This window comes from Streptomyces sp. JHA26 (assembly GCF_002005565.1).
In the GTDB taxonomy this organism is placed as follows: Bacteria; Actinomycetota; Actinomycetes; order Streptomycetales; family Streptomycetaceae; genus Streptomyces.
This window is the reverse complement of the sequence record NZ_BDJC01000031.1, coordinates 34973-54856: the sequence shown is the minus strand read 5'-3', so window position 1 is coordinate 54856 and position 19884 is coordinate 34973. Positions and strand designations below refer to the sequence as shown.

Annotated in this window: 20 protein-coding genes; 13 read left to right on the top strand and 7 right to left on the bottom strand. The window is 73.3% G+C overall.

The annotated features are described in order from the left end of the window. The first annotated feature begins 25 nt into the window (after positions 1 to 25). Positions 26 to 745 (top strand): NUDIX domain-containing protein, encoded by a 720-nt coding sequence (locus tag JHAT_RS19865; protein ID WP_077799566.1) that lies wholly within the window; start codon positions 26 to 28, stop codon positions 743 to 745. Then, positions 742 to 1764 carry an ADP-ribosylglycohydrolase family protein gene (locus JHAT_RS19860; RefSeq protein WP_077799565.1) on the top strand — a complete coding sequence of 341 codons (1023 nt, stop codon included), beginning with the start codon at positions 742 to 744 and terminating at the stop codon, positions 1762 to 1764. The genes JHAT_RS19865 and JHAT_RS19860 overlap by 4 nt, the downstream gene beginning before the upstream one ends. 93 nt (positions 1765 to 1857) lie before the next feature. Here the strand turns inward: JHAT_RS19860 and JHAT_RS19855 are convergent, their stop codons facing one another. Further along, entirely contained in the window at positions 1858 to 2601 is a 744-nt protein-coding gene (locus tag JHAT_RS19855; protein ID WP_077799564.1) for a DNA polymerase beta superfamily protein, read from the bottom strand. 23 nt (positions 2602 to 2624) lie between these two features. Continuing rightward, entirely contained in the window at positions 2625 to 3059 is a 435-nt protein-coding gene (locus JHAT_RS19850) for a Rieske (2Fe-2S) protein (protein ID WP_077799563.1), read from the bottom strand. Positions 3060 to 3199: 140 nt separating this feature from the next. Between JHAT_RS19850 and aroH the strand changes: the two genes are divergently transcribed. The 5 genes from aroH (at position 3200) to der (ending at position 7665) form a co-directional block, all read left to right on the top strand. Continuing rightward, positions 3200 to 3562 (top strand): chorismate mutase, encoded by a 363-nt coding sequence (gene aroH, locus JHAT_RS19845; protein WP_077799562.1) that lies wholly within the window; start codon positions 3200 to 3202, stop codon positions 3560 to 3562. Next, positions 3559 to 4644: a prephenate dehydrogenase gene (locus JHAT_RS19840; RefSeq protein WP_077799561.1), complete on the top strand. Its 1086-nt coding sequence runs from the start codon at positions 3559 to 3561 to the stop codon at positions 4642 to 4644. Before aroH ends, JHAT_RS19840 begins: the two co-directional genes overlap by 4 nt. Positions 4645 to 4766: 122 nt before the next feature. Continuing rightward, positions 4767 to 5462, top strand: coding sequence for a (d)CMP kinase (gene cmk / locus JHAT_RS19835; protein ID WP_077799560.1), 696 nt, complete (start codon positions 4767 to 4769; stop codon positions 5460 to 5462). A 62-nt stretch (positions 5463 to 5524) separates the two neighbouring features. Then, positions 5525 to 6112 carry a 1-acyl-sn-glycerol-3-phosphate acyltransferase gene (locus JHAT_RS19830; RefSeq protein WP_253195553.1) on the top strand — a complete coding sequence of 196 codons (588 nt, stop codon included), beginning with the start codon at positions 5525 to 5527 and terminating at the stop codon, positions 6110 to 6112. A 74-nt stretch (positions 6113 to 6186) separates the two neighbouring features. Then, positions 6187 to 7665, top strand: a complete 1479-nt coding sequence (der, locus tag JHAT_RS19825) for a ribosome biogenesis GTPase Der (RefSeq protein ID WP_077799558.1) — start codon at positions 6187 to 6189, stop codon at positions 7663 to 7665. A gap of 65 nt (positions 7666 to 7730) precedes the next feature. On the opposite strand, the gene JHAT_RS19820 is transcribed toward der, so the two are convergent. Both JHAT_RS19820 and JHAT_RS19815 read right to left on the bottom strand, forming a co-directional pair. Then, positions 7731 to 8054, bottom strand: a complete 324-nt coding sequence (locus JHAT_RS19820) for a hypothetical protein (protein WP_077799557.1) — start codon at positions 8052 to 8054, stop codon at positions 7731 to 7733. A 65-nt stretch (positions 8055 to 8119) separates the two neighbouring features. After that, positions 8120 to 8920 carry a hypothetical protein gene (locus JHAT_RS19815; protein WP_077799556.1) on the bottom strand — a complete coding sequence of 267 codons (801 nt, stop codon included), beginning with the start codon at positions 8918 to 8920 and terminating at the stop codon, positions 8120 to 8122. Positions 8921 to 9687: 767 nt separating this feature from the next. Between JHAT_RS19815 and JHAT_RS19810 the strand changes: the two genes are divergently transcribed. Next, on the top strand, positions 9688 to 9903 hold the full coding sequence (locus JHAT_RS19810) for an I78 family peptidase inhibitor (protein ID WP_077799555.1): 216 nt from the start codon (positions 9688 to 9690) through the stop codon (positions 9901 to 9903). Positions 9904 to 9998: 95 nt separating this feature from the next. Here JHAT_RS19810 and JHAT_RS19805 read toward each other — a convergent pair whose 3' ends face one another. After that, on the bottom strand, positions 9999 to 11015 hold the full coding sequence (locus tag JHAT_RS19805; RefSeq protein WP_077799554.1) for a phosphatase PAP2 family protein: 1017 nt from the start codon (positions 11013 to 11015) through the stop codon (positions 9999 to 10001). A gap of 276 nt (positions 11016 to 11291) precedes the next feature. Beyond that, a complete protein-coding gene (locus JHAT_RS19800) occupies positions 11292 to 12533 on the bottom strand; it encodes a hypothetical protein (protein ID WP_077799553.1) in 1242 nt (413 codons plus the stop codon). Positions 12534 to 12781: 248 nt separating this feature from the next. Between JHAT_RS19800 and JHAT_RS19795 the strand changes: the two genes are divergently transcribed. Both JHAT_RS19795 and JHAT_RS19790 read left to right on the top strand, forming a co-directional pair. Then, complete coding sequence (locus tag JHAT_RS19795; RefSeq protein WP_077799552.1) at positions 12782 to 14392, top strand: MFS transporter; 1611 nt, start codon at positions 12782 to 12784, stop codon at positions 14390 to 14392. Positions 14393 to 14558: 166 nt separating this feature from the next. After that, positions 14559 to 15752, top strand: coding sequence for an acyl-CoA dehydrogenase family protein (locus tag JHAT_RS19790; protein ID WP_077799551.1), 1194 nt, complete (start codon positions 14559 to 14561; stop codon positions 15750 to 15752). A 37-nt stretch (positions 15753 to 15789) separates the two neighbouring features. Here the strand turns inward: JHAT_RS19790 and JHAT_RS19785 are convergent, their stop codons facing one another. Continuing rightward, positions 15790 to 16227, bottom strand: coding sequence for a cell division protein SepF (locus JHAT_RS19785; protein ID WP_077799550.1), 438 nt, complete (start codon positions 16225 to 16227; stop codon positions 15790 to 15792). 291 nt (positions 16228 to 16518) lie between these two features. Between JHAT_RS19785 and JHAT_RS19780 the strand changes: the two genes are divergently transcribed. From JHAT_RS19780 to JHAT_RS19770, 3 genes are all read left to right on the top strand, one after another. Then, positions 16519 to 17694: a DUF5685 family protein gene (locus tag JHAT_RS19780; RefSeq protein ID WP_077799549.1), complete on the top strand. Its 1176-nt coding sequence runs from the start codon at positions 16519 to 16521 to the stop codon at positions 17692 to 17694. 89 nt (positions 17695 to 17783) lie between these two features. Next, a complete protein-coding gene (locus tag JHAT_RS19775; protein WP_077799548.1) occupies positions 17784 to 18569 on the top strand; it encodes a DUF1684 domain-containing protein in 786 nt (261 codons plus the stop codon). 209 nt (positions 18570 to 18778) lie between these two features. Further along, positions 18779 to 19690 carry a S1 family peptidase gene (locus JHAT_RS19770; RefSeq protein WP_077799547.1) on the top strand — a complete coding sequence of 304 codons (912 nt, stop codon included), beginning with the start codon at positions 18779 to 18781 and terminating at the stop codon, positions 19688 to 19690. Positions 19691 to 19884 lie beyond the last annotated feature (194 nt).

Below are 19884 nucleotides of genomic sequence, written 5' to 3'. Positions count from 1 at the left end.
GTGACTATTAAGGGGGTGGCCGTCCGTGTCCGGCTACGACAAGCACGCCTTCGAGCCCTTCGCCGTCACCGTCGACCTCGCCGTCCTCACGCTCCGCGCGGGCGCGCTGCACGTGCTGCTCGTCGAACGGGGGCAGGAGCCGTACGCCGGCCGCTGGGCCCTGCCCGGCGGCTTCCTGCTGCCCGAGGAGTCGGCGGAGGAGGCGGCCCGCCGGGAGCTGGCCGAGGAGACGGGCCTCGCGGACGTGACCGGGCTGCACCTGGAGCAGCTGCGGACCTACAGCGAGCCCGGCCGGGACCCCCGGATGCGGGTCGTGTCCGTCGCCTTCACGGCACTGCTGCCCGACCCTCCCGAGCCGCACGCCGGCACCGACGCGGCCGAGGCCCGCTGGGTCCCGTACGACACCGCCCGCGACCTCGCCTTCGACCACGACCGGATCCTGGCCGACGCCCGGGAACGCGTCGGCGCCAAGCTCGAGTACACCTGCCTGGCCACCGCCTTCTGCCCGGCCGAGTTCACGCTCGGCGAGCTCCAGCAGGTCTACGAGACGGTGTGGGGCACGGCCCTGGACCGGCCCAACTTCCGCCGCAAGGTCCTCGCCACCCCCGGCTTCGTCGAGGCGGTCCCCGGCGCCGCCCGCCTCACCGGCGGCCGCGGCAAGCCGGCCGCGCTGTACCGCGCCGGCCCGGCCACCACCCTGCACCCGCCCCTGCTCCGCACCCCTCGGGAAGGACGCCCCGCATGACCACGACCCCCGGCACCAAGCGCGCCGCCACCGGAGCGCTCATCGGCCTCGCCCTCGGCGACGCCCTGGGTTTCCCCACCGAGTTCAACGACATCCCCTCGATCCTGGCCAAGTGCGGCCCCTGGCGCGAGATGGCGCTGCCCGCCCCCGCGCTCGTCACCGACGACACGCAGATGACGCTGGCGCTGGGGAAGGGGCTGCGCACGGCCCTGGACCGCGGGAGCCTGACCCCCGAGGGGATGACCGAGCCCGTACGGCGGGAGTTCATCGCCTGGAACCGGTCGCCGGAGAACAACCGGGCCCCGGGCAACACCTGCCTCAGGGCCTGCGACCTGCTGGAGCGCGGCGACCGTCCCTGGCAGGACGCCAGCCAGATCCACTCCAAGGGCTGCGGCGCGAACATGCGCGTCGCACCGGTCGGACTCGTCCCCGGCCTGAGCGACGAACAGCGCGCGGGCGCCGCCCAGTTGCAGTCCGCGCTCACCCACGGCCACCCCACCGCGCTCGCCGCCTCCGACCTCACCGCGCACGCCGTCCGGCTGCTCGCCGAGGGTGCCGAGCCGACCGGACTGGTCGGGCGGCTGCGCTCCTACGCCTACGACAACCGCACCCGCTACCACGAGCGCTGGCTCGGCGACCTGTGGACCCGCGCCCAGGACCCCACGCCCGAGCACTTCATCGCCCGCGGCTGGGACGAGTGCCTGGCGACGCTCGACCGGCTCCAGGAGGCGGTGCGCACCGTCTCGCCCGAGACCGACCCCTGCCTGGCCGTCGGCCAGGGCTGGATCGCCGAGGAGGCCATGGCCGCCGGGCTGCTCTGCTTCCTGCTCTTCGTCGACGAGCCGCTCACCGCACTGCGCCGCGGCGCCTGCACCTCCGGCGACTCCGACTCCATCGCCTGCCTCGCGGGCGCCTTCGCGGGCGCGCACCTGGGCGCCGACGCCTGGCCCGCCGACTGGGCGGACCGCATCGAGTACCGGGCCGACCTGCTGGCCCTCGGAGCGCTCTGGGACGCTTGAGCCCATGATCGACGCCCTGGACGTCGACCACGCGCGCGTACGGGCCGACGTGGAGCGGCTGCACGCGGTGCCGGACGAGGGCGCGGGCCCGCGTCAGCGCTGCCCGGCGTCCCGGCCGCCCACGACGCCCCGTACGGCCTCGTCGTGCGGATCCGCCCGGAGGGCCGAGGCACGGCGCACGCGGACGAGGAAGTCCTCCACGCGGCGCCGGTCCGGTTCGTCGGGGAGCGGGCTGCGGCGGACGGCCCGCTCGCTCTCCTCCACCAGGCGGGCCATCCGGGCGTCCACCTCCGGCCAGGGCACCTCGCCGCGCTTCACGGCGAGCAGTGACTCCCGCGCCTCGCCCACGTCGATCGTCAGGACGCCCGTGCGCAGCAGGTCGCGGGCCGACGTCAGCAGCCGCAGCAGGTGCATCGCGTGCTTCCAGCGCGGGGCGCCGTGCGTGCGCACGTCGGCGTCCAGCTTGCGGCGCTGGCCGTGGGCGTACCGGGTGAACGTCCCGTGGGCCCGGCGGGAGAGGAACGCCCCGCGCAGCGCGAGGAGTTCGCGGCCGGTGGCGTCAGCGTACTCCACGAGCGGGGAGTGCAGGCACTCCAGGATGTTCGGGTTCGCGCGCAGGGCCAGCTCGCAGAAGCGCTCCAGTTCCCAGCCGAACTGCTCCTCGGCCGGCCCCTCGACGTGGGTCGGCGGCTTCTCGAAGCGCCAGAACAGCGGGGCCGGGGCGAGGAAGACGCCCCGGCGGTCCGTGTCGCTGTCCTCCGTCGCCAGTCCGAAGGCGCGCGAACCCATGACACAGGCGTAGATGGTGTGGTCGCGTACCAGCGTCTCGGGGTGCATGCCCGGGAGCGTACGCGGACCCCTCACGCCAGGCGGACCGAATTTCCCTCCACCGTGATCCGCTTCTGCGGCAGCGGCTTCGTCGCCGGGCCCTGTTCCACCGCGCCGTCGGTGATGGCGAACCTGCTGCCGTGACAGGCGCACAGGACGGCGCCGTCGCGCACGTCCGACACGATGCAGCCCTGGTGGGTGCAGACCGCGGAGAAGGCCTTGAAGTCGCCCTGCACCGGCTGGGTCACCACGACCTTCTCGGCGTCGAAGACCTTGCCGCCGCCGACCGGGATGTCACTCGTCGACGCCAGCGCCCGCTCCGCCGAGACGGTGGGGGAACCGCCGTCACCGCCGTCACCGCCGTCACCGGCGTCGCCGCTCCCGCCGCCTCCACCGCCACAGCTCACGGCGAGCGTCGTCGCGCCCGTGCAGAGAAGGACCGTACGGCGGGTCGGACCGTGCGTCATGTCGTCGCTCCAGGAGTGAGGGGGCGGTGGTCAGAACCGGGACCAGCGTCTCAGGAGACGGGCGCCGCACACCGGCCCGGCGCGGGCTGACTACGCTGGACGGACCAAGAGCCGAAACGCACGTCAGCGAGGAGCATGCCGTGGCGGTACGAGCGGTCCGGGGCGCCGTCCAACTGGAACGGGACGAGGCCGGGCACATGGACGAGCGGGTCGCGGCCCTGTTGACCGCCGTCCTGGAGCGCAACGGGCTGACCGGCGACGACCTGATCAGCATCTGGTTCACGGCCACGCCCGACCTGCACAGCGACTTCCCGGCCGCCGCCGCCCGCAAGCTCGGCATCACCGACGTCCCGCTGATCTGCGCCCAGGAACTGGACGTCGAGGGCGCCATGCCGCGCGTCGTCCGGATCCTCGCCCACATCGAGTCCGACCGGCCCCGCGCCGAGATCTCCCACGTCTACCTCGGCGCCGCCGCGGCCCTGCGCAAGGACATCGCCCAGTGAGAACAGCACTCGTCATCGGCACCGGCCTCATCGGCACCTCCGCCGCCCTCGCCCTGACCGGGCGGGGTGTCGTCGTGCACCTCGCCGACCACGACCCCGAGCAGGCCCGTACCGCCGCCGCCCTCGGCGCCGGCACCGACGAGGCCCCCGAGGGGCCCGTCGACCTCGCGGTCGTCGCCGCCCCGCCGGCCCTGGTCGCCGACGTGCTCGCCGACGCCATGGAGCGCGGGCTGGCCCGCGGCTACATCGACGTGGCCAGCGTCAAGGGCGGCCCCCGGCGCGAACTGGAGGCGCGCGGGCTCGACCTCTCCGCGTACATCGGCACCCACCCCATGTCCGGCCGCGAGAAGTCCGGCCCGCTGGCCGCCACCGGCGACCTCTTCGAGGGCCGCCCGTGGGTGCTGACCCCGACCCGGGACACCGACACCGAGGTGCTCAACCTCGCGCTCGAGCTGGTCTCGCACTGCCGGGCCGTGCCGGTCGTGATGGACGCCGACGCCCACGACCGCGCCGTGGCGCTCGTCTCCCACATGCCCCACCTGGTCTCCAGCATGGTCGCCGCCCGCCTGGAGCACGCCGAGGAGGCCGCCGTCCGGCTGTGCGGCCAGGGCATCCGCGACGTGACCCGGATCGCCGCCTCCGACCCCCGGATGTGGATCGACATCCTCTCCGCGAACCCGGGACCGGTCGCCGACCTGCTCGACGACGTCGCCGCCGACCTGGAGGAGACGGTGCGGGCCCTGCGCTCCCTGCAGTCCTCCGACGACGACAAGCGCCGCGAGGGCAGCGCCGGCATCGAGGCCGTCCTGCGCCGCGGCAACGCCGGCCAGGTCCGGGTCCCCGGCAAGCACGGCTCCGCGCCGCGCGTCTACGAGACCGTGGTCGTCCTCATCGACGACCAGCCGGGACAGCTCGCCCGCATCTTCGCGGACGCGGGACGGGCCGGCGTCAACGTCGAGGACGTGCGGATCGAGCACGCCACCGGGCAGCAGGCCGGTCTGGTGCAGCTCATGGTGGAGCCGAGGGCCGCCGCCGCGCTGACGGCGGCCCTGAAGGAACGGGGCTGGGCGATCCGGCAGTGACGCACGGGGCCGTGCGGGATCATGCGCCTGTCGGAGGGGCCCCGCGGACCCAGTAACCTTGTGCGGGACGCGCTCGCGTCCCGCACACCACCCACCGCACCGCACCAGGAAGGTGTCCCCCCGTGGAAAACGGCGCCGCCCCGACCGCCCCGGCCGTGATCGTCGCGATCGACGGCCCCTCCGGCACGGGCAAGTCGAGCACGTCGAAGGCCGTCGCCGCCCGGCTCGGCCTGAGCTACCTGGACACCGGCGCGCAGTACCGGGCGATCACGTGGTGGATGGTGACCAACGGCATCGACACGGCCGACCCGCACGCCGTCGCGGCCGCGGCCGGCAAGCCCGAGATCGTGTCCGGCACCGACCCGGAGGCCCCGACCATCGTGGTCGACGGCGTGGACGTGGCCGGCCCGATCCGTACCCAGGAGGTCACCTCCAGGGTCAGCGCGGTCAGCGCCGTCCCCGAGGTGCGGACCCGGATCACCGAGCTGCAGCGCACCATCGCCGCGAGCGCCGAGCGGGGCATCGTCGTCGAGGGCCGCGACATCGGTACGACCGTGCTGCCCGACGCCGACCTCAAGATCTTCCTGACCGCCTCACCGGAGGCCCGCGCCGCCCGCCGCAGCGGCGAGCTCAAGGACGCCGACGTGCAGGCCACCCGCGAGGCCCTGATCAAGCGGGACGCGGCCGACTCCAGCCGCAAGACCTCCCCGCTCGCCAAGGCGGACGACGCGGTCGAGGTGGACACCACCGATCTCACCCTCCCGCAGGTCATCGAGTGCGTCGTCACCCTCGTCGAGGAGAAGCGGGCGGGTAAGTGACCTCACCCTCCGTCCCCTCCGAGAAGGGCGCCGAGGTCGGGCGGCGCATCGGCGTCGGCCTGATGTACGGCCTGTGGAAGCCGCGCGTGCTCGGCGCCTGGCGGGTGCCCACGACCGGCCCGCTGATCTTCGCCGTCAACCACGCGCACAACATCGACGGCCCGATGGTCATGGGCGTGGCGCCCCGGCCGACGCACTTCCTGATCAAGAAGGAGGCGTTCGTCGGCCCGCTCGGACAGTTCCTGACCGGCATCGGCCAGGTCCAGGTGGACCGCGCCTCCACCGACCGCACCGCCATCGCCCGGGCGCTCGGCGTGCTGGAGAGCGGCGGCGTGCTCGGCATCTTCCCGGAGGGCACCCGCGGCGAGGGCGACTTCGCCTCGCTGCGCGCGGGCCTCGCCTACTTCGCCGTGCGCGGCGGCGCCCCGATCGTCCCGGTCGCCGTCCTGGGAAGCTCCGAGCGACCTGGACGGTTGATAAAGGCGCTGCCACCCCTGCGCTCCCGCGTCGACGTCGTCTTCGGCGACCCCTTCGACGCGGGCGACAGCAGCGGACGGCGCACCCGCAAGGCGCTGGACGAGGCGACCGAGCGCATCCAGAAGCAGCTCACCGCGCACCTGGAAAACGCCAGGCGGCTCACCGGCCGTTAGGCGACACTTGAGTAGTGGATCATCCGGTACAGGGGTGTTCCACCGATCACCACGATGAACGAGGTACGGACTTCATGAACGACGACATCCACTCCGAGGGTTCGGGCGAGGAGCACGACCACGGGGCGCTTGGCGACGCCGAATACGCGCAGTTCATGGAGCTCGCCGCGGAAGAGGGCTTCGACCTGGAGGAGGTCGAGGGCGCCATCGAGGAGGCCGGGCACGGCCCGCTGCCCGTCCTCGCCGTCGTCGGCCGCCCCAATGTCGGCAAGTCGACCCTGGTGAACCGCATCATCGGCCGCCGTGAGGCGGTCGTCGAGGACAAGCCCGGCGTCACCCGCGACCGCGTCACCTACGAGGCCGAATGGGCCGGCCGCCGCTTCAAGGTCGTCGACACCGGCGGCTGGGAGCAGGACGTCCTCGGCATCGACGCCTCCGTCGCCGCCCAGGCCGAGTACGCGATCGAGGCCGCCGACGCGGTCGTCTTCGTCGTGGACGCCAAGGTCGGCGCCACCGACACCGACGAGGCGGTCGTCCGGCTGCTGCGCAAGGCCGGCAAGCCCGTCGTGCTGTGCGCCAACAAGGTGGACGGCCCGAGCGGCGAGGCCGACGCGTCCTATCTGTGGTCGCTGGGCCTGGGCGAGCCCCACCCGGTCTCCGCGCTGCACGGCCGCGGCACCGGCGACATGCTGGACAAGGTCCTGGAGGCCCTCCCCGAGGCCCCGGCGCAGACCTTCGGCACCGCCGTGGGCGGCCCGCGCCGCGTGGCCCTGATCGGCAGGCCCAACGTCGGCAAGTCGTCGCTGCTGAACAAGGTGGCGGGCGAGGAGCGCGTCGTCGTCAACGAACTCGCCGGCACCACCCGTGACCCGGTCGACGAGCTGATCGAGCTCGGCGGCAAGACCTGGAAGTTCGTCGACACGGCGGGCATCCGCAAGCGCGTCCACCTCCAGCAGGGCGCCGACTACTACGCCTCGCTGCGCACCGCCGCCGCCGTCGAGAAGGCGGAGGTCGCCGTCGTCCTCATCGACGCCTCCGAATCGATCTCGGTGCAGGACCAGCGGATCGTCACCATGGCCGTCGAGGCGGGCCGCGCGATCGTCGTCGCCTACAACAAGTGGGACACCCTCGACGAGGAGCGCCGCTACTACCTGGAGCGGGAGATCGAGACCGAGCTCGGCCAGGTGGCCTGGGCGCCCCGGGTGAACGTCTCGGCGCAGACCGGACGGCACATGGAGAAGCTGGTCCCGGCGATCGAGACGGCCCTGGCCGGCTGGGAGACCCGCGTCCCGACGGGCCGGCTGAACGCCTTCCTCGGCGAGCTGGTCGCCTCCCACCCGCACCCGGTGCGGGGCGGCAAGCAGCCGCGCATCCTGTTCGGCACGCAGGCGGGCACCAAGCCCCCGCGGTTCGTGCTCTTCGCCTCCGGCTTCATCGAGGCGGGCTACCGGCGCTTCATCGAGCGCCGGCTGCGCGAGGAGTTCGGCTTCGAGGGGACGCCGATCCACATCTCGGTGCGGGTGCGCGAGAAGCGCGGCGCGAAGAAGAAGTAGCGAAGCAGCAGCGGTGAGCAGCGAGAAGGGGGCGGTCCCGGCCGGGACCGCCCCCTTCTCGCCGCTCACCCGTGTTCGGGCGCCCGGCGCGGGGCCGGCGGCAGCGCGGCCGGGACGTGACGCATCGTCCCGGTGCCGTGCGGGCCGAGCTGGCCGACGCGCTGCCACGGCGACTGCTGGCCGAGCCGGGTGCTGTGGGCGCCCACGCTGTAGGCGCTGTAGCCCCGGCCGCGGGACAGGTTCCGGAACCCGGTGAACTCCAGCTCCTCCTCGCCGCTGCGATCCCCCGGCAGCGAGCGGAAGGACCTGACGTACTCGGCGTAGAGCGCGTCGTAGATCGGCGTGGCCGAGGGGCCACCGTGGCGGTGGAAGGAGTCGTATGCGTGCACGTATGTCCAAACGACCCCGGGCCGGAAGGGATGCGGTCGGGGCGGCGGTCACCCGTGGCCGGTGATCAGGTCCCTGCCAGGGGCAACGCGGCGGCGACCAGCTGCCCGTGTGCCGCCGCTCTGTCCAGCGCCTCGCGCAGCAGGTCCTCCCGGGGCTGTCGGCCGATCGTCCCGACCGGCGCCGCGAACATCAGCACCTGCTGCTGCTTGGCGGCCGCCGCGCGCCAGCCGTCGGTGACCTGGAGGGGCTGGTGCGCCTGCCACCAGGCCACCGGCCGGCCGCCGTTCGTCCCCGGCTGGAGCACCGCGTGTAGCTGGCCCATGGCGAGCAGCACCGACCAGCCGCGCAGCACGGTGGGGACGGCGGACAGCTCGACGACCGGCGTGAAGCCCTGCTCGATGAGCAGCGGCAGGAAGTCGTCGCCGGTACCGGTGGTGCCGGGCCGCACGATGGGGGCGGTCGGCTCGACCACGAGGGCGGGGTGCAGCTCGTCGGCGATCAGGACGAGCCCGCTGGTCACGCCCAGCACGGCCTGCTCGCCCGCGGCCGCCTCCGACTGCTGCGGCTGTGGCTGCTGCGAGCGGGCGGGGTCGCCGTTGATGGACTTCACGGCTCCCTGGAGCTGCTCCTCGGTGACCTTGACGACCTGTGAGGGCAGACAGCCGGCGTGGGCGAAGGCGAGAACGGCGGTCTCGTCCCCGACGAAGAGAACGGTGCTGGTGCGCTCCTGCTCGCAGTCACCCGGAGTACGGCAGGACGTGCAGTCGTAGCTGCCCGGGGTGGAGCCCCCGGCGAGCAGGCGGTCGGCTTCTTCGTCGCCGATCTCGGCGCGTACGTCGTCGCTGACGTCGAGCATGCGCGGCACGGGTGGCTCCCTCGGGATGCGGTACGTGGCTGGGCCGGGTGGCTCCCGGCCCGTGGTCCGGGTGGGTCCCCGGCTCATGCTGAAGACAACGGGCGATCCGCGGCGGGAGTCACGCCCCGCGGCGAACGGAATCGAGCCGCCCGGCACCGGGGACGGGGCGGCCGCGGCGCCGGACGGTTCCCGTCAAGTGGAGTGCTCCACAGGGAAGTTGATGAAGGACGGGGAGACGGAAGTCACCGGATCGGTAGGTCGACAAATCAGGAAATCGGCGCATGTGGCGGGTGCTCGCACCCGGCTGACGCGCGGCGTGCCCACCGCGCCGCGGCGTCCGGTCTCCGCGTCCTCGCCGACCGCTTCGGGGGGCGTGTGAGCGACCCCGGCGGTTCCGCCGTGCCGATGCCGTGCGGCCCGTCGGCCCGGTCCGTCCTCGCCGGGCCGGGCGCGGGGAACATGTGAGCAAAGAGTGTGCTTCCTGTGCCGATATCCGATCCCCGTACATCCGTTCGGGCCTGCCGGAAGGAAAGGGAACGGAATCCCCGGGGAGCTCCGGCGTCTTTTTCCGTTCGCTTATTCGAGGGGTCGGCGCGGCGCTCCGGAATTGTCCTCCAGGGCTCGTGGAAGGGGGGTGGAAGCATCCGTTCGGGTGAAGGAGTTCAGTCAAAACTCATGCCGTGATCCTGTGACAGAAATGTGACCGTAGGGGCTTCTGTGGCCTGTGTTACGGTCCGGGGCTTCCCCGCCCGGGGAGCAGGACATAGCGTGGTGGCATGGCACCGATTCCGACACCCCCCGCCGAACCCCAGGACAGTACGGACGCCTACGTCGGCCTCGATTCCGGGGCGGCCGAACGGCTCGCGCGCGAGCGGGGCTGGTCGACGGTGCGGTCGCTGGAGCCGGGGACGGTCATCACCATGGAGTACCGCGTGGGCCGGCTCAACTTCGAGGTGAAGGACGGCCGCGTGGCCCGTGCCTGGAAGGGCTGACACACGCCGACGGCCCGGCCCTCCTGTGCGGAGGGCCGGGCCGTCGTGCTGCGGGGGAGGGGGTGTGCGTACCGGCCCCGCCTGTCCGTGTGCCGTCAGCCGCCGGACAGGGGTCGAGCCGCCGGGGCCGCGCTGCGCGGGTGGCGGTCGGCGTGCGGCGGACGGCGGCTGCCCGCCGGGGTGACCGGCGTGCGGTCCGAGCGGGTCGTGTGCGGCCCCGGGGTCAGGTACGCCGGGGCCCGGGGGCGGGACGCGGCGACCGGTTCGCGCGCCGGAGTCCCCTCCCGGCCGGTGACGGGGTGCGTGAGCACCACGGGGGCGGCGACCGGCTCCTTCGCCGGTGCCGTACGGCGGTGCCGGGCGGACCAGCGGTCCCGCAGGCCGAGGATCCAGGTCTCGGTGCGGCCGATCAGCGGCTCGAACCACGGCAACGCCAGCAGGATCAGCAGTCCCGCGGCCCAGCCGAGGAGCACGTCGCTGAGCCAGTGCGTACCGAGGTAGACGGTGGACATCCCGACCCCGAGGGACGTGACCGCCGACAGGGCCGACAGCCAGCGCCGCGCCCTCGGCGTCGACGCCAGGTAGGCCAGGATGCCCCAGGTGACCACGGCGTTCGCGGTGTGACCGCTCGGAAATATATCGCCGCCGCGCCACATCTCGTTCGCGCCGATCGTGGTCGCGTAGTGCGGCCCCAGCCGGCCCATGCCGATCTTGGCGGCGCCGACGGTGACGTTCAGCAACAGCAGGGAGGCGCCGAGCGCGAGCAGCGGCCGCAGGGTGTGCTGCCGCCAGGACCGCCAGCCGAGCCAGGCCGCGACCATCACCGCGGTGGGGCCGCGCTGGCCGAGGACCACGTAGTAGTCGACGAACGCGTGGATCTCCGGCCACTGCTGGTAGGGCCGGAAGAACATGACCTGCCAGTCGAGCCGGACCAGCCACGAGGTGATCAGCACGGCCCATACGATCGCGATATAGAACGCGAGGGTCCCGGAGAACAGCGCAATGCGGTGCCGGCTCATCTCCGGCACATCTAGGTGGGCCGGCCGTTCCGGCTCCCGGTCGAGTCTCGCGAACACCCGGTCCAGACGGGTGAGGTTCCGTTCGGTACGCACCCAATCGACGTTACAGCGAGTGAGGAGTGATCCCCGCCGAATCAACGGCTTTGTGATGACGATGTGATGTGGGATTCCTCTCAGCGGGTGGTCTATTTCCCGGGAATCCACAAACGGGGCCGACTGCGGACTTCAATTCTTTTGATCGGCCCGGTCGGCGGTTTTATCGTGCTTATCAATGGGTTCACCGAATGCTGGTGCGGAATTTTCCCGGCGCTCGCCGGGCGGGCGGTGCCGGTCGGGGCGGCAGGGGGCGGTCGGGGCGGACGGGGCCGGTCAGGGCGGGCCGGAGCCGTTCAGCCAGAACGCGCCGTACCCGGCCGACGCGACGGCGACACCCGCGACCACCAGCACCGACCTGGAGGTCCGCAGCCGGGCCAGGGCCAGGGCCGGTGGCAGCAGGAGGGGGAAGGCGGGCAGCAGCAGCCGGGGCTTCGAGCCGAAGTAACTCGACGCGCACAGGGCGAGAGCGGTGACGATCCCCGAGTACACCAGCAGCGCGAGCGGCTGGCGCTGCCGTACGCAGACGACGTACAGCCACAGCAGCAGGGCGACCCCGACGATCAGGCCGACGCCCGCCAGGGCCGCCGGGAACGACGTGAACTTCGCCGCGACGAAGCGGGCGAAGGCCACGCCGCCGTCGAAGCCGTTGCGCCAGCCGGCCTGGACGTCGAGATAGCCGAGCGGGCCCCGGCCGGTGCGGTGGCCGACCCACAGGACGTAGCCGGCGGCGCCCAGGGGCGCGAGCAGCATGCCGAGCGCGCACCGCGCGCCCCCGCCGGGGGCGCGCGGTGCGGAAAGGGCGCCGTGCGCGGCGGTGCCGCTCCGGTTTCGCACGAACGCGGTGATCGCGGCCGCCCACACCGCCGCCGCCACCGCGAGTCCCACCGGCCGGGTCAGCCCGGCCAGCGCGGCCAGCGTCCCCGCCGCCACCCAGCGTCCCGTCAGCACGGCGTACAGCGACCAGGCGGCGAGCGCCGTGAACAGCGACTCGCTGTACGCCATCGACTGCACGATCCCCACCGGCAGCACGGCCCACAGCAGTACCGCCCACGTCCCGACCCGCCCGTCTCCCGGCACCGCCCTTCCGAGGCCGCGCCCCGCGCCCTCCCCGTCCCGGCCGTACGCGTGCTCCGCCACCGCGAAGATCCCCCAGGCCGCCGCGAGCGAGGCCAGCAGACTCACCGCGAACCCCGCGTCGGCGTACGACAGCGGACCCGCGGCCGCGCCCAGCCGCTCCAGCCAGGGCAGCAGGGGGAAGAAGGCCAGGTTGGAGTGCACGTCGCCGTTCGGCAGGCGCACCTCGTAGCCGTACCCCAGTTCGGCGACCCTGGTGTACCAGAGGGAGTCCCAGCGGGCGGTCAGCAGGGTGTACGCGCTCTTGTCGCGCGCGGCGCTCCACAGGGCCAGGGCGGCCAGGCCCAGGGCGCGGACGGCCGCGTAGCCGAGGAGCGCCGGTGCGGCCCGGCGCAGGGCACCGGGGCGGTCCGCCGCCGCACGCGTTTCAAGATCGGTCACGGGCCCGATTATCCGCGGGGCGACCGGCCGGGCGGGACGGCCCGGCAGGGGCGGTGGCGCACGCCACACAGGTCACGCGGGATGTGTGAGCCCGGCCACGGGGGTGCGTGGCGGACTGGCGTACGCTGGCGAGTCACTCGCGTTCCGTTGCACGGCCCGGAGCCCCCGCTCCTCTCCGGCCGAGCCGCAGGGGAGTCCCCACCCCGCGCGGCCCGCCGGACGCGAGGGAACATCTTGGAGGTACGTGCATGTCCGGGACGACCACGGCTGCCGCCGTGCTGCGCCGCCGGGCGGCCGGGGCCGGTGCCAACCGCTGGGTGGTCCTCGTCGTCCTCTGCGTCAGCCTGCTGCTCGTCGCCGTCGACGCCACCGTCCTGCACGTGGCGGTCCCCGCCGTCACGGAGGACCTGAGGCCCGGCGCGATCGAACTGCTCTGGATCGTCGACGTGTACCCCCTCGTCTGCGCCTCGCTGCTGATCCTCTTCGGCACGCTGGGCGACCGGGTCGGCCGCAGACGGATCCTGCTCCTCGGGTACGCGCTCTTCGGTATCGCCTCCGCGCTGGCGGCCCTCGCCGAGAACGCCCAGGTCCTGATCGCGGCCCGCGCGCTGCTCGGCGCGGGCGGGGCGATGATCATGCCGGCGACGCTGTCGATCCTGCGCCAGGTCTTCCCCGACCGGCGGGAGCGGGCGCTGGCCATCGGCATCTGGAGCGCCGTCGCCGCCGTGGGCGCGGCGATCGGGCCGCTGCTCGGCGGTTTCCTGCTGGAGCACTTCTGGTGGGGCTCGGTGTTCCTCGTCAACATCCCGCTGATGCTGGTCAGCCTGCCGGTGGGACGGCTGCTGCTGCCCGCCTCGAAGGGCGACGGCACCGGTCCCTGGGACGTCGTCGGCGCGCTGATGGCGGCGGCCGGGCTGTTCGGGGTCGTCCTGGGCGTGAAGCGGCTCGGCGCCGGTGAGCCGCCGGCGAGCGCGTTCACCGTGCTGCCGCTGGTGGCGGGCGCGGCCCTGCTGGCCGGCTTCGTGCGGAGACAGCGGCGCCGGACGCATCCGCTGGTGGACCTGCGGATGTTCCGGCGGCCCGCGTTCAGCACGTCGGTGGGCTGCATCGTGCTGGCCATGCTGGCACTGGTGGGGCTGGAGCTGGTCGCGGCACAGTACCTGCAGCTGGTGCTCGGGCTGTCACCGCTCCAGACCGGACTGCGGCTGCTGCCGCTGACCTTCGCGGCGATGGCGGCGGGCCTCGCGGGTGCCCGCCTGCTGCGGCGGTTCGGGCCGCGCCGGATGGTGTGCGCCGGGTTCTGTCTGACGGCGGTGGCGGTGCTGCTGCTGACGGCGATGGGCCGGGCGGACGACCGCGCGCTGCTGCTGTCCGGGTTCGTCCTGCTCGGCTTCGGCCTGGAGACGACGCTGTTCGGAGCGTACGAGTCGATGCTGAGCGAGGCGCCGCAGGAGCAGTCCGGCGGGGCGGCGGCGATCGGCGAGACGTCGTACCAGCTGGGCGCCGGGATCGGGATAGCGCTGCTGGGCAGCGTGATGAACGCGGCGTACGCGCCCGGGCTGACGGGCGGGGTGCCGGGGGTGCCGGCGTCGGCGTCGGCGGCGGCGGGGCATTCGCTGGGGGAGGCCTACGAGGTCGCCGCGCAGCTCGGGGGGCCCGCGGGGGGTGCCCTGCGGCGGGCTGCGGGCGACGCGTTCGTGCACGGGCTGCACGTGACGCTGGTGGTGAGTGCGGGGCTGCTGCTGCTGGGAGCGGTGATGGCGTTGCGGCTGCCGCGGGTGATGCAGTGCGAGGAGGACGGCGAGGCGGTGGCGGTGCCCGCGCCCCGGGACGCGGCGGAGTCGCGCGTCTCGGTGTGACCGCCGGGGTCTCCCACGCACCGCCCGTCCGCCCTTCGGCCGACGGCGGACGGGTGGCGCGCGGGCGGGGGACGGGGATGGTGGACGCGGGCGGCCCCGCATCGTAACGTCGGCATGAGAACCGTAACTAGCATCGCTAGTTTTCACTCGTCCCGGAGGGTGTCCCATGGCCTCGTCCCCCAAGCTGCCCGCGTTCGACCCCGCCGACCCCCTCGGCATCGACGACCTGCTGGAGCCGGAGGACCTGGCGATCCGGGACACCGTGCGGGGCTGGGCGGCCGACCGCGTGCTGCCGCACGTCGCGGAGTGGTACGAGAAGGGCGAGCTGCCCGGCGTCCGGGACCTCGCCCGCGAGCTCGGCTCCATCGGCGCGCTCGGCATGTCGCTGGAGGGCTACGGCTGCGCCGGCGCGACCGCCGTGCAGTACGGGCTGGCCTGTCTCGAGCTGGAGGCGGCCGACTCCGGCATCCGCTCGCTGGTCTCCGTGCAGGGCTCCCTGGCCATGTACGCCATCCACCGCTTCGGCAGCGAGGAGCAGAAGCGGACCTGGCTGCCGCGCATGGCCGCCGGCGAGGTGATCGGCTGCTTCGGGCTGACCGAGCCCGACCACGGCTCCGACCCCGCGAACATGCGCACCCGCGCCAAGCGCGACGCCGGGGGCGACTGGGTGCTCGACGGCCGCAAGATGTGGATCACCAACGGGTCGGTGGCCGGGGTCGCCGTCGTCTGGGCGCAGACCGAGGAGGGCATCCGCGGCTTCGTCGTGCCGACCGACAGCCCCGGTTTCTCCGCCCCCGAGATCAAGCACAAGTGGTCCCTGCGGGCCAGCGTCACCAGCGAGCTCGTCCTCGACGGCGTACGGCTGCCCGCCGACGCCGTGCTGCCGGAGGTGACCGGTCTGCGCGGACCGCTCAGCTGTCTCTCCCACGCCCGCTACGGCATCGTCTGGGGCGCGATGGGCGCGGCCCGCAGTTCCTTCGAGGCGGCCCTGGAGTACGCGACGTCGCGGGAGCAGTTCGGGCGGCCCATCGGCGGTTTCCAGCTGACCCAGGCCAAGCTCGCCGACATGGCGGTCGAACTGCACAAGGGGATCCTGCTCGCCCACCACCTCGGGCGGCGCATGGACGCCGGCCGCCTGCGTCCCGAGCAGGTCAGCTTCGGCAAGCTCAACAACGTACGCGAGGCCATCGACATCTGCCGTACGGCCCGCACGATCCTCGGTGCCAACGGGATCTCCCTCGAGTACCCCGTGATGCGGCACGCGACGAACCTGGAATCGGTGCTCACCTACGAGGGCACCGTCGAGATGCACCAGCTGGTGCTGGGCAAGGCGCTCACCGGACTCGACGCCTTCCGGTGAGGCTCGGGCGGGCGGGGCCGTGGTGCGCGGCCCCGCCTCAGCTCTGGTTGAAGAAGCCGTCCGACCGGTGCGCGGCCGGGTCGCCGCTGATCACCTGGGTGTCGGCCGGGCTCAGCAGGAACACCCGGGTGGACACCCGCTCGATCGAACCCCGCAGGCCGAAGATCAGCCCGGCCGCGAAGTCCACGACGCGCTTGGCGTCGGCGGCCTCCATCGCCGTCAGGTTCATGATGACCGGGACACCCTCCCGGAACAGTTCGCCGATGGCGCGGGCGTCCCGGAAGCTGTCCGGGGTGACCGTGCCGATCCGGCGGCCCTTCTCCTCGGCGACGTCCGAGGCCACCTTCACCCGCGGGTCCGTGACCCAGGCGTCCGGGGACTCCGTGCCCTCGGAGTAGTCGTCGTCGTAGTAGCGCTCGTCATCGTTGTCGTCGACGAGGCCGAGCCACGCACTCGCCTTGCGTACCGATCCCATGGACGCCTCCTCTCACAGCGGTCTTTCGTGTCTTCCGCATCCCTATGGTCATCCATGATGCGGACGTCGCGCCAAGTGGATAGACGCCGCGCGGGGGGTTTGTGACGGTACTGGTGCACAGCGGATCCGTCGAGAGTCCTTGTGTCCCAAGGGACGTTTCCCAAACGGATGCTGACTGTGAGTGAAATATGATTCTTCCCGGCGGACGGGTGAGGGAGGGTGCGGACGGGTGAACACGGCTGCCGGTACGATGCCGCAGCTCAGCGTCGTACGAACTCACGGGGGAGTGTCGTGTTCGGAATCGTCAGGCCCTGCAGGCACCGGCTGGGGGAGAACCTCACCAGTCAGTGGATGGCGCACCTGTGCGGGCTGTGTCTCGCGCTGCGCAAGAACCACGGACAGTTCGCGCGGATCGTGACGAACTATGACGGGCTGCTCATATCGGTGTTGACGGAGGCTCAGGCCGAGCGGGGCGGCGCGGGGGCCGGCCGGCGCACGGCGGGACCGTGCCCGTTGCGCGGGATGCGCACCGCGTCCGTCGCGCACGGTGAGGGCGCCCGGCTCGCGGCGGCCGTCTCCCTGGTCCTGGCCTCGGCGAAGGTGCGCGACCACGTCGCCGACGGGGACGGACTGCTGGCCCGGCGGCCGGTGGCCCGCGCCGCCCGCCGGGTCGCCGCCGGCTGGGACGCGGCCGGCCACCGCGGCGGCGGCGCCGTCGGGTTCGACACCGCCGTCCTGGTCGACGCCGTGGACCGGCAGACCGGCATCGAGGCGCTCGCCGGACCCGGCACGCCCCTGCTCACCGTCACCGAGCCGACCGAGACCGCGACCGCCGCCGCGTTCGCCCACACCGCCCACCTCGCCGGACGGCCGCACAACGCCGGGCCGCTCGCCGAGGCGGGTCGCCTGTTCGGTCGGCTCGCCCATCTCCTGGACGCCGTGGAGGACCAGGAGGCCGACGCCGCGTCGGGCGCCTGGAACCCGCTCACCGCCACCGGCACCCCGCGCACGGAGGCACGCCGGCTGGCCGACGACGCCGTGCACGGGATACGGCTGGCGCTGCGCGAGGCCGAGTTCACCGACGGCCGGCTGGTGCACCGGCTGCTGGTGCACGAGTTGGGCACCTCCGTCGACCGCGCCTTCGGCACCCCCTCCTGCGCGCACGGCAGCCACCCGTACGCCCCGCCCGGTGCCCCGGGCGGCCCCGGCGCGCCGACGCCCCCGGAGCCGCCGCGCCGCGACCGGCGGGGGCTGCTCGCGGGGTGTGCCGTGTGGCTGGGGCTGGCCTGCACGTGCCAGATGTGCTGCGGCACGTTCGAGGACCCCTGGACCAGGCAGCGCAGGGAAGGGCTGTGCCAGAGCTGCGACGACTGCTGCGACTGCTGTGAGTGCTGCAGCAACTGCAGTGACTGCTGCGGTGACGACGGGTGCTGCTGCAGCGGCTGTGACTGTGGGTGCGACTGCTGAGGGACCGTCGGCCGGCCGTCGGTCCCCCGGTTCGGGGGCGAGACCTCGGACCCGGTGATCGCCCCGGACCGGTGGGGAAGGGCGACCGCATGACGACGGACGCATCCGACGAGTGGGAGCGCTGGCACGAGCAGCGCGTGGCGACGGTGTCGGCGCCCTACGGGCCGCTCGCGCTGACCGGCACGTACTGGCTGGAGGACCGTCCGGACGGGCGGCTGCCGGGCATCCCGGGCACCTGGGCGGCGGACGACGACGCCGTGGTGCTGACGGCCGCCGGGGCGGACGGGTTGATCGTGGACGGCCGGCCCCTGGACGGCGAGGTGCGGCTGGCGGCCGACCCGGGCCCGGCGAGCGCGGCCCGGGTGGCGTACGGCGAACGGCGCCTGGTCGTCCTGCTCCGTGAGGGCGCCTGGGGCGTGCGCGACTTCGACCCGGCCGCCGGGGCGCGGCGCGCGTTCCGCGGCATCGTGGCCACGCCCTACGATCCGCGCCGGTCGGTGCCGGGACGCTTCACGCCGTACGACACCGGGCGGCGCAGCGTGCGGGTGCCGAACGCGGACGGACGGGAGCGCGGGCTCGGCCTCGGCGGGGAACTGGCCTTCACGCTGGACGGCCGGGACCACACGCTCCAGGTGACCGTGGAGGAGGACGGTTCGCTGTGGGCCGTGTTCGCGGACGCCACCAGTGGGAGCACCAGTCACCGCTTCCGGTTCCTGCGCCCCGGCGCACCGGACGCCGAGGGGCGTACGACGGTCGACTTCAACCGTGCCCTGCTGCCGCCGTGCGCGTTCGCCGACCACTTCATCTGCCCCTTCCCGCCGCCGGGGAACACGCCGGCGGCCGGGATCGAGGCGGGGGAGCGTGAACTGCGTTGACGTCCCACGGGGGTTGGCGGAGACGGCCGGGCGGTGGTTGAAGGCCGAAAGGCACTCTTGCGCCGACCGGCCGTTCGGCCGAATACTCCAACCTCAGCGCTTGTCAGGAGCACGGCGTGTCCGGGACCCGGACGCCCGTTCCCTGACTGCGCCTCACGGGCCCCAACCCCACGAGAGGGCCCCCGACTTCCCCCGTGGAGGAACGAAAAGTGAGGATCAAGCGCACCAACCCCCGCAGCGGCATCTCGAGACGGACCCGGCTGATCGCCGTATCCACCGGCCTCGTGGCCGCGGCAGCGATCGCGGTCCCCAGCGCGAACGCGTCCGACAGCGCCCCCGCCACCTTCAGCGGCGCGGAGCTGCGGAGCGCCAGCGGTGCCGTGCTCCAGGCCGACGTCCCCGGTACCGCCTGGGCCGTCGACGGCAAGTCCGGCCGGGTGCTCGTCACCGTCGACAGCACGGTCACCCAGGCCGAGATCGCGAAGATCAAGGAACAGGCCGGCGACAAGGCCGGCGCCCTCACGATCAAGCGCACCCCCGGCACGTTCAACAAGCTCATCCAGGGCGGTGACGCCATCTACGCGAGCAGCTGGCGCTGCTCCCTCGGCTTCAACGTCCGTGCGAGCAACGGGACCGAGTACTTCCTGACCGCCGGCCACTGCACCGACGGTGCCGGCACCTGGTGGTCGAACTCCGGGCACAGCACGGTCCTCGGCACGACCGCCGGCTCCAGCTTCCCGGGCAACGACTACGGCATCGTGCGGTACACCAACACGTCCGTCAGCAAGCCCGGTACCGCGAACGGCGTGGACATCACCCGCGCGGCCACCCCGAGCGTGGGCACCACCGTCATCCGTGACGGCTCCACCAGCGGCACCCACAGCGGCCGGGTCACCGCGCTGAACGCCACCGTCAACTACGGCGGCGGCGACATCGTCTCCGGGCTGATCCAGACCACGGTCTGCGCCGAGCCCGGCGACTCCGGCGGTCCGCTCTACGGCAGCAACGGCGTCGCGTACGGCCTGACCTCCGGCGGCAGCGGCGACTGCTCCTCCGGCGGCACGACGTTCTTCCAGCCGGTCACGGAGGCCCTGAGCGCCTACGGCGTCAGCGTCTACTGAGGCCGTCCCGCAACGCAGCCGGCAGCACGACGAGCCCCCGCACGCAGCCCGCGTGCGGGGGCTCCCCCTTGCCCGGCCGCCCGCCGTGGTGTTCGCGGTGCGATTCCGCTCCGCGAATCCTCCGGGAAGGGACATGACCGGTGAAGGACCTGTGACCGCGCTGGAGTTGTCGTGCGCACGTCCTTGAGTCGACC

Bases quoted from the DNA above. Each gene is read 5' to 3' on its own strand.
- JHAT_RS19860 (WP_077799565.1), top strand. From the start codon at position 742: ATGACCACGACCCCCGGCACCAAGCGCGCCGCCACCGGAGCGCTCATC.
- JHAT_RS19855 (WP_077799564.1), bottom strand. From the start codon at position 2,601: ATGCACCCCGAGACGCTGGTACGCGACCACACCATCTACGCCTGTGTC.
- JHAT_RS19850 (WP_077799563.1), bottom strand. From the start codon at position 3,059: ATGACGCACGGTCCGACCCGCCGTACGGTCCTTCTCTGCACGGGCGCG.
- JHAT_RS19830 (WP_253195553.1), top strand. From the start codon at position 5,525: ATGTACGGCCTGTGGAAGCCGCGCGTGCTCGGCGCCTGGCGGGTGCCC.
- der (WP_077799558.1), top strand. From the start codon at position 6,187: ATGAACGACGACATCCACTCCGAGGGTTCGGGCGAGGAGCACGACCAC.
- JHAT_RS19810 (WP_077799555.1), top strand. From the start codon at position 9,688: ATGGCACCGATTCCGACACCCCCCGCCGAACCCCAGGACAGTACGGAC.
- JHAT_RS19795 (WP_077799552.1), top strand. From the start codon at position 12,782: ATGTCCGGGACGACCACGGCTGCCGCCGTGCTGCGCCGCCGGGCGGCC.
- JHAT_RS19790 (WP_077799551.1), top strand. From the start codon at position 14,559: ATGGCCTCGTCCCCCAAGCTGCCCGCGTTCGACCCCGCCGACCCCCTC.
- JHAT_RS19785 (WP_077799550.1), bottom strand. From the start codon at position 16,227: ATGGGATCGGTACGCAAGGCGAGTGCGTGGCTCGGCCTCGTCGACGAC.
- JHAT_RS19775 (WP_077799548.1), top strand. From the start codon at position 17,784: ATGACGACGGACGCATCCGACGAGTGGGAGCGCTGGCACGAGCAGCGC.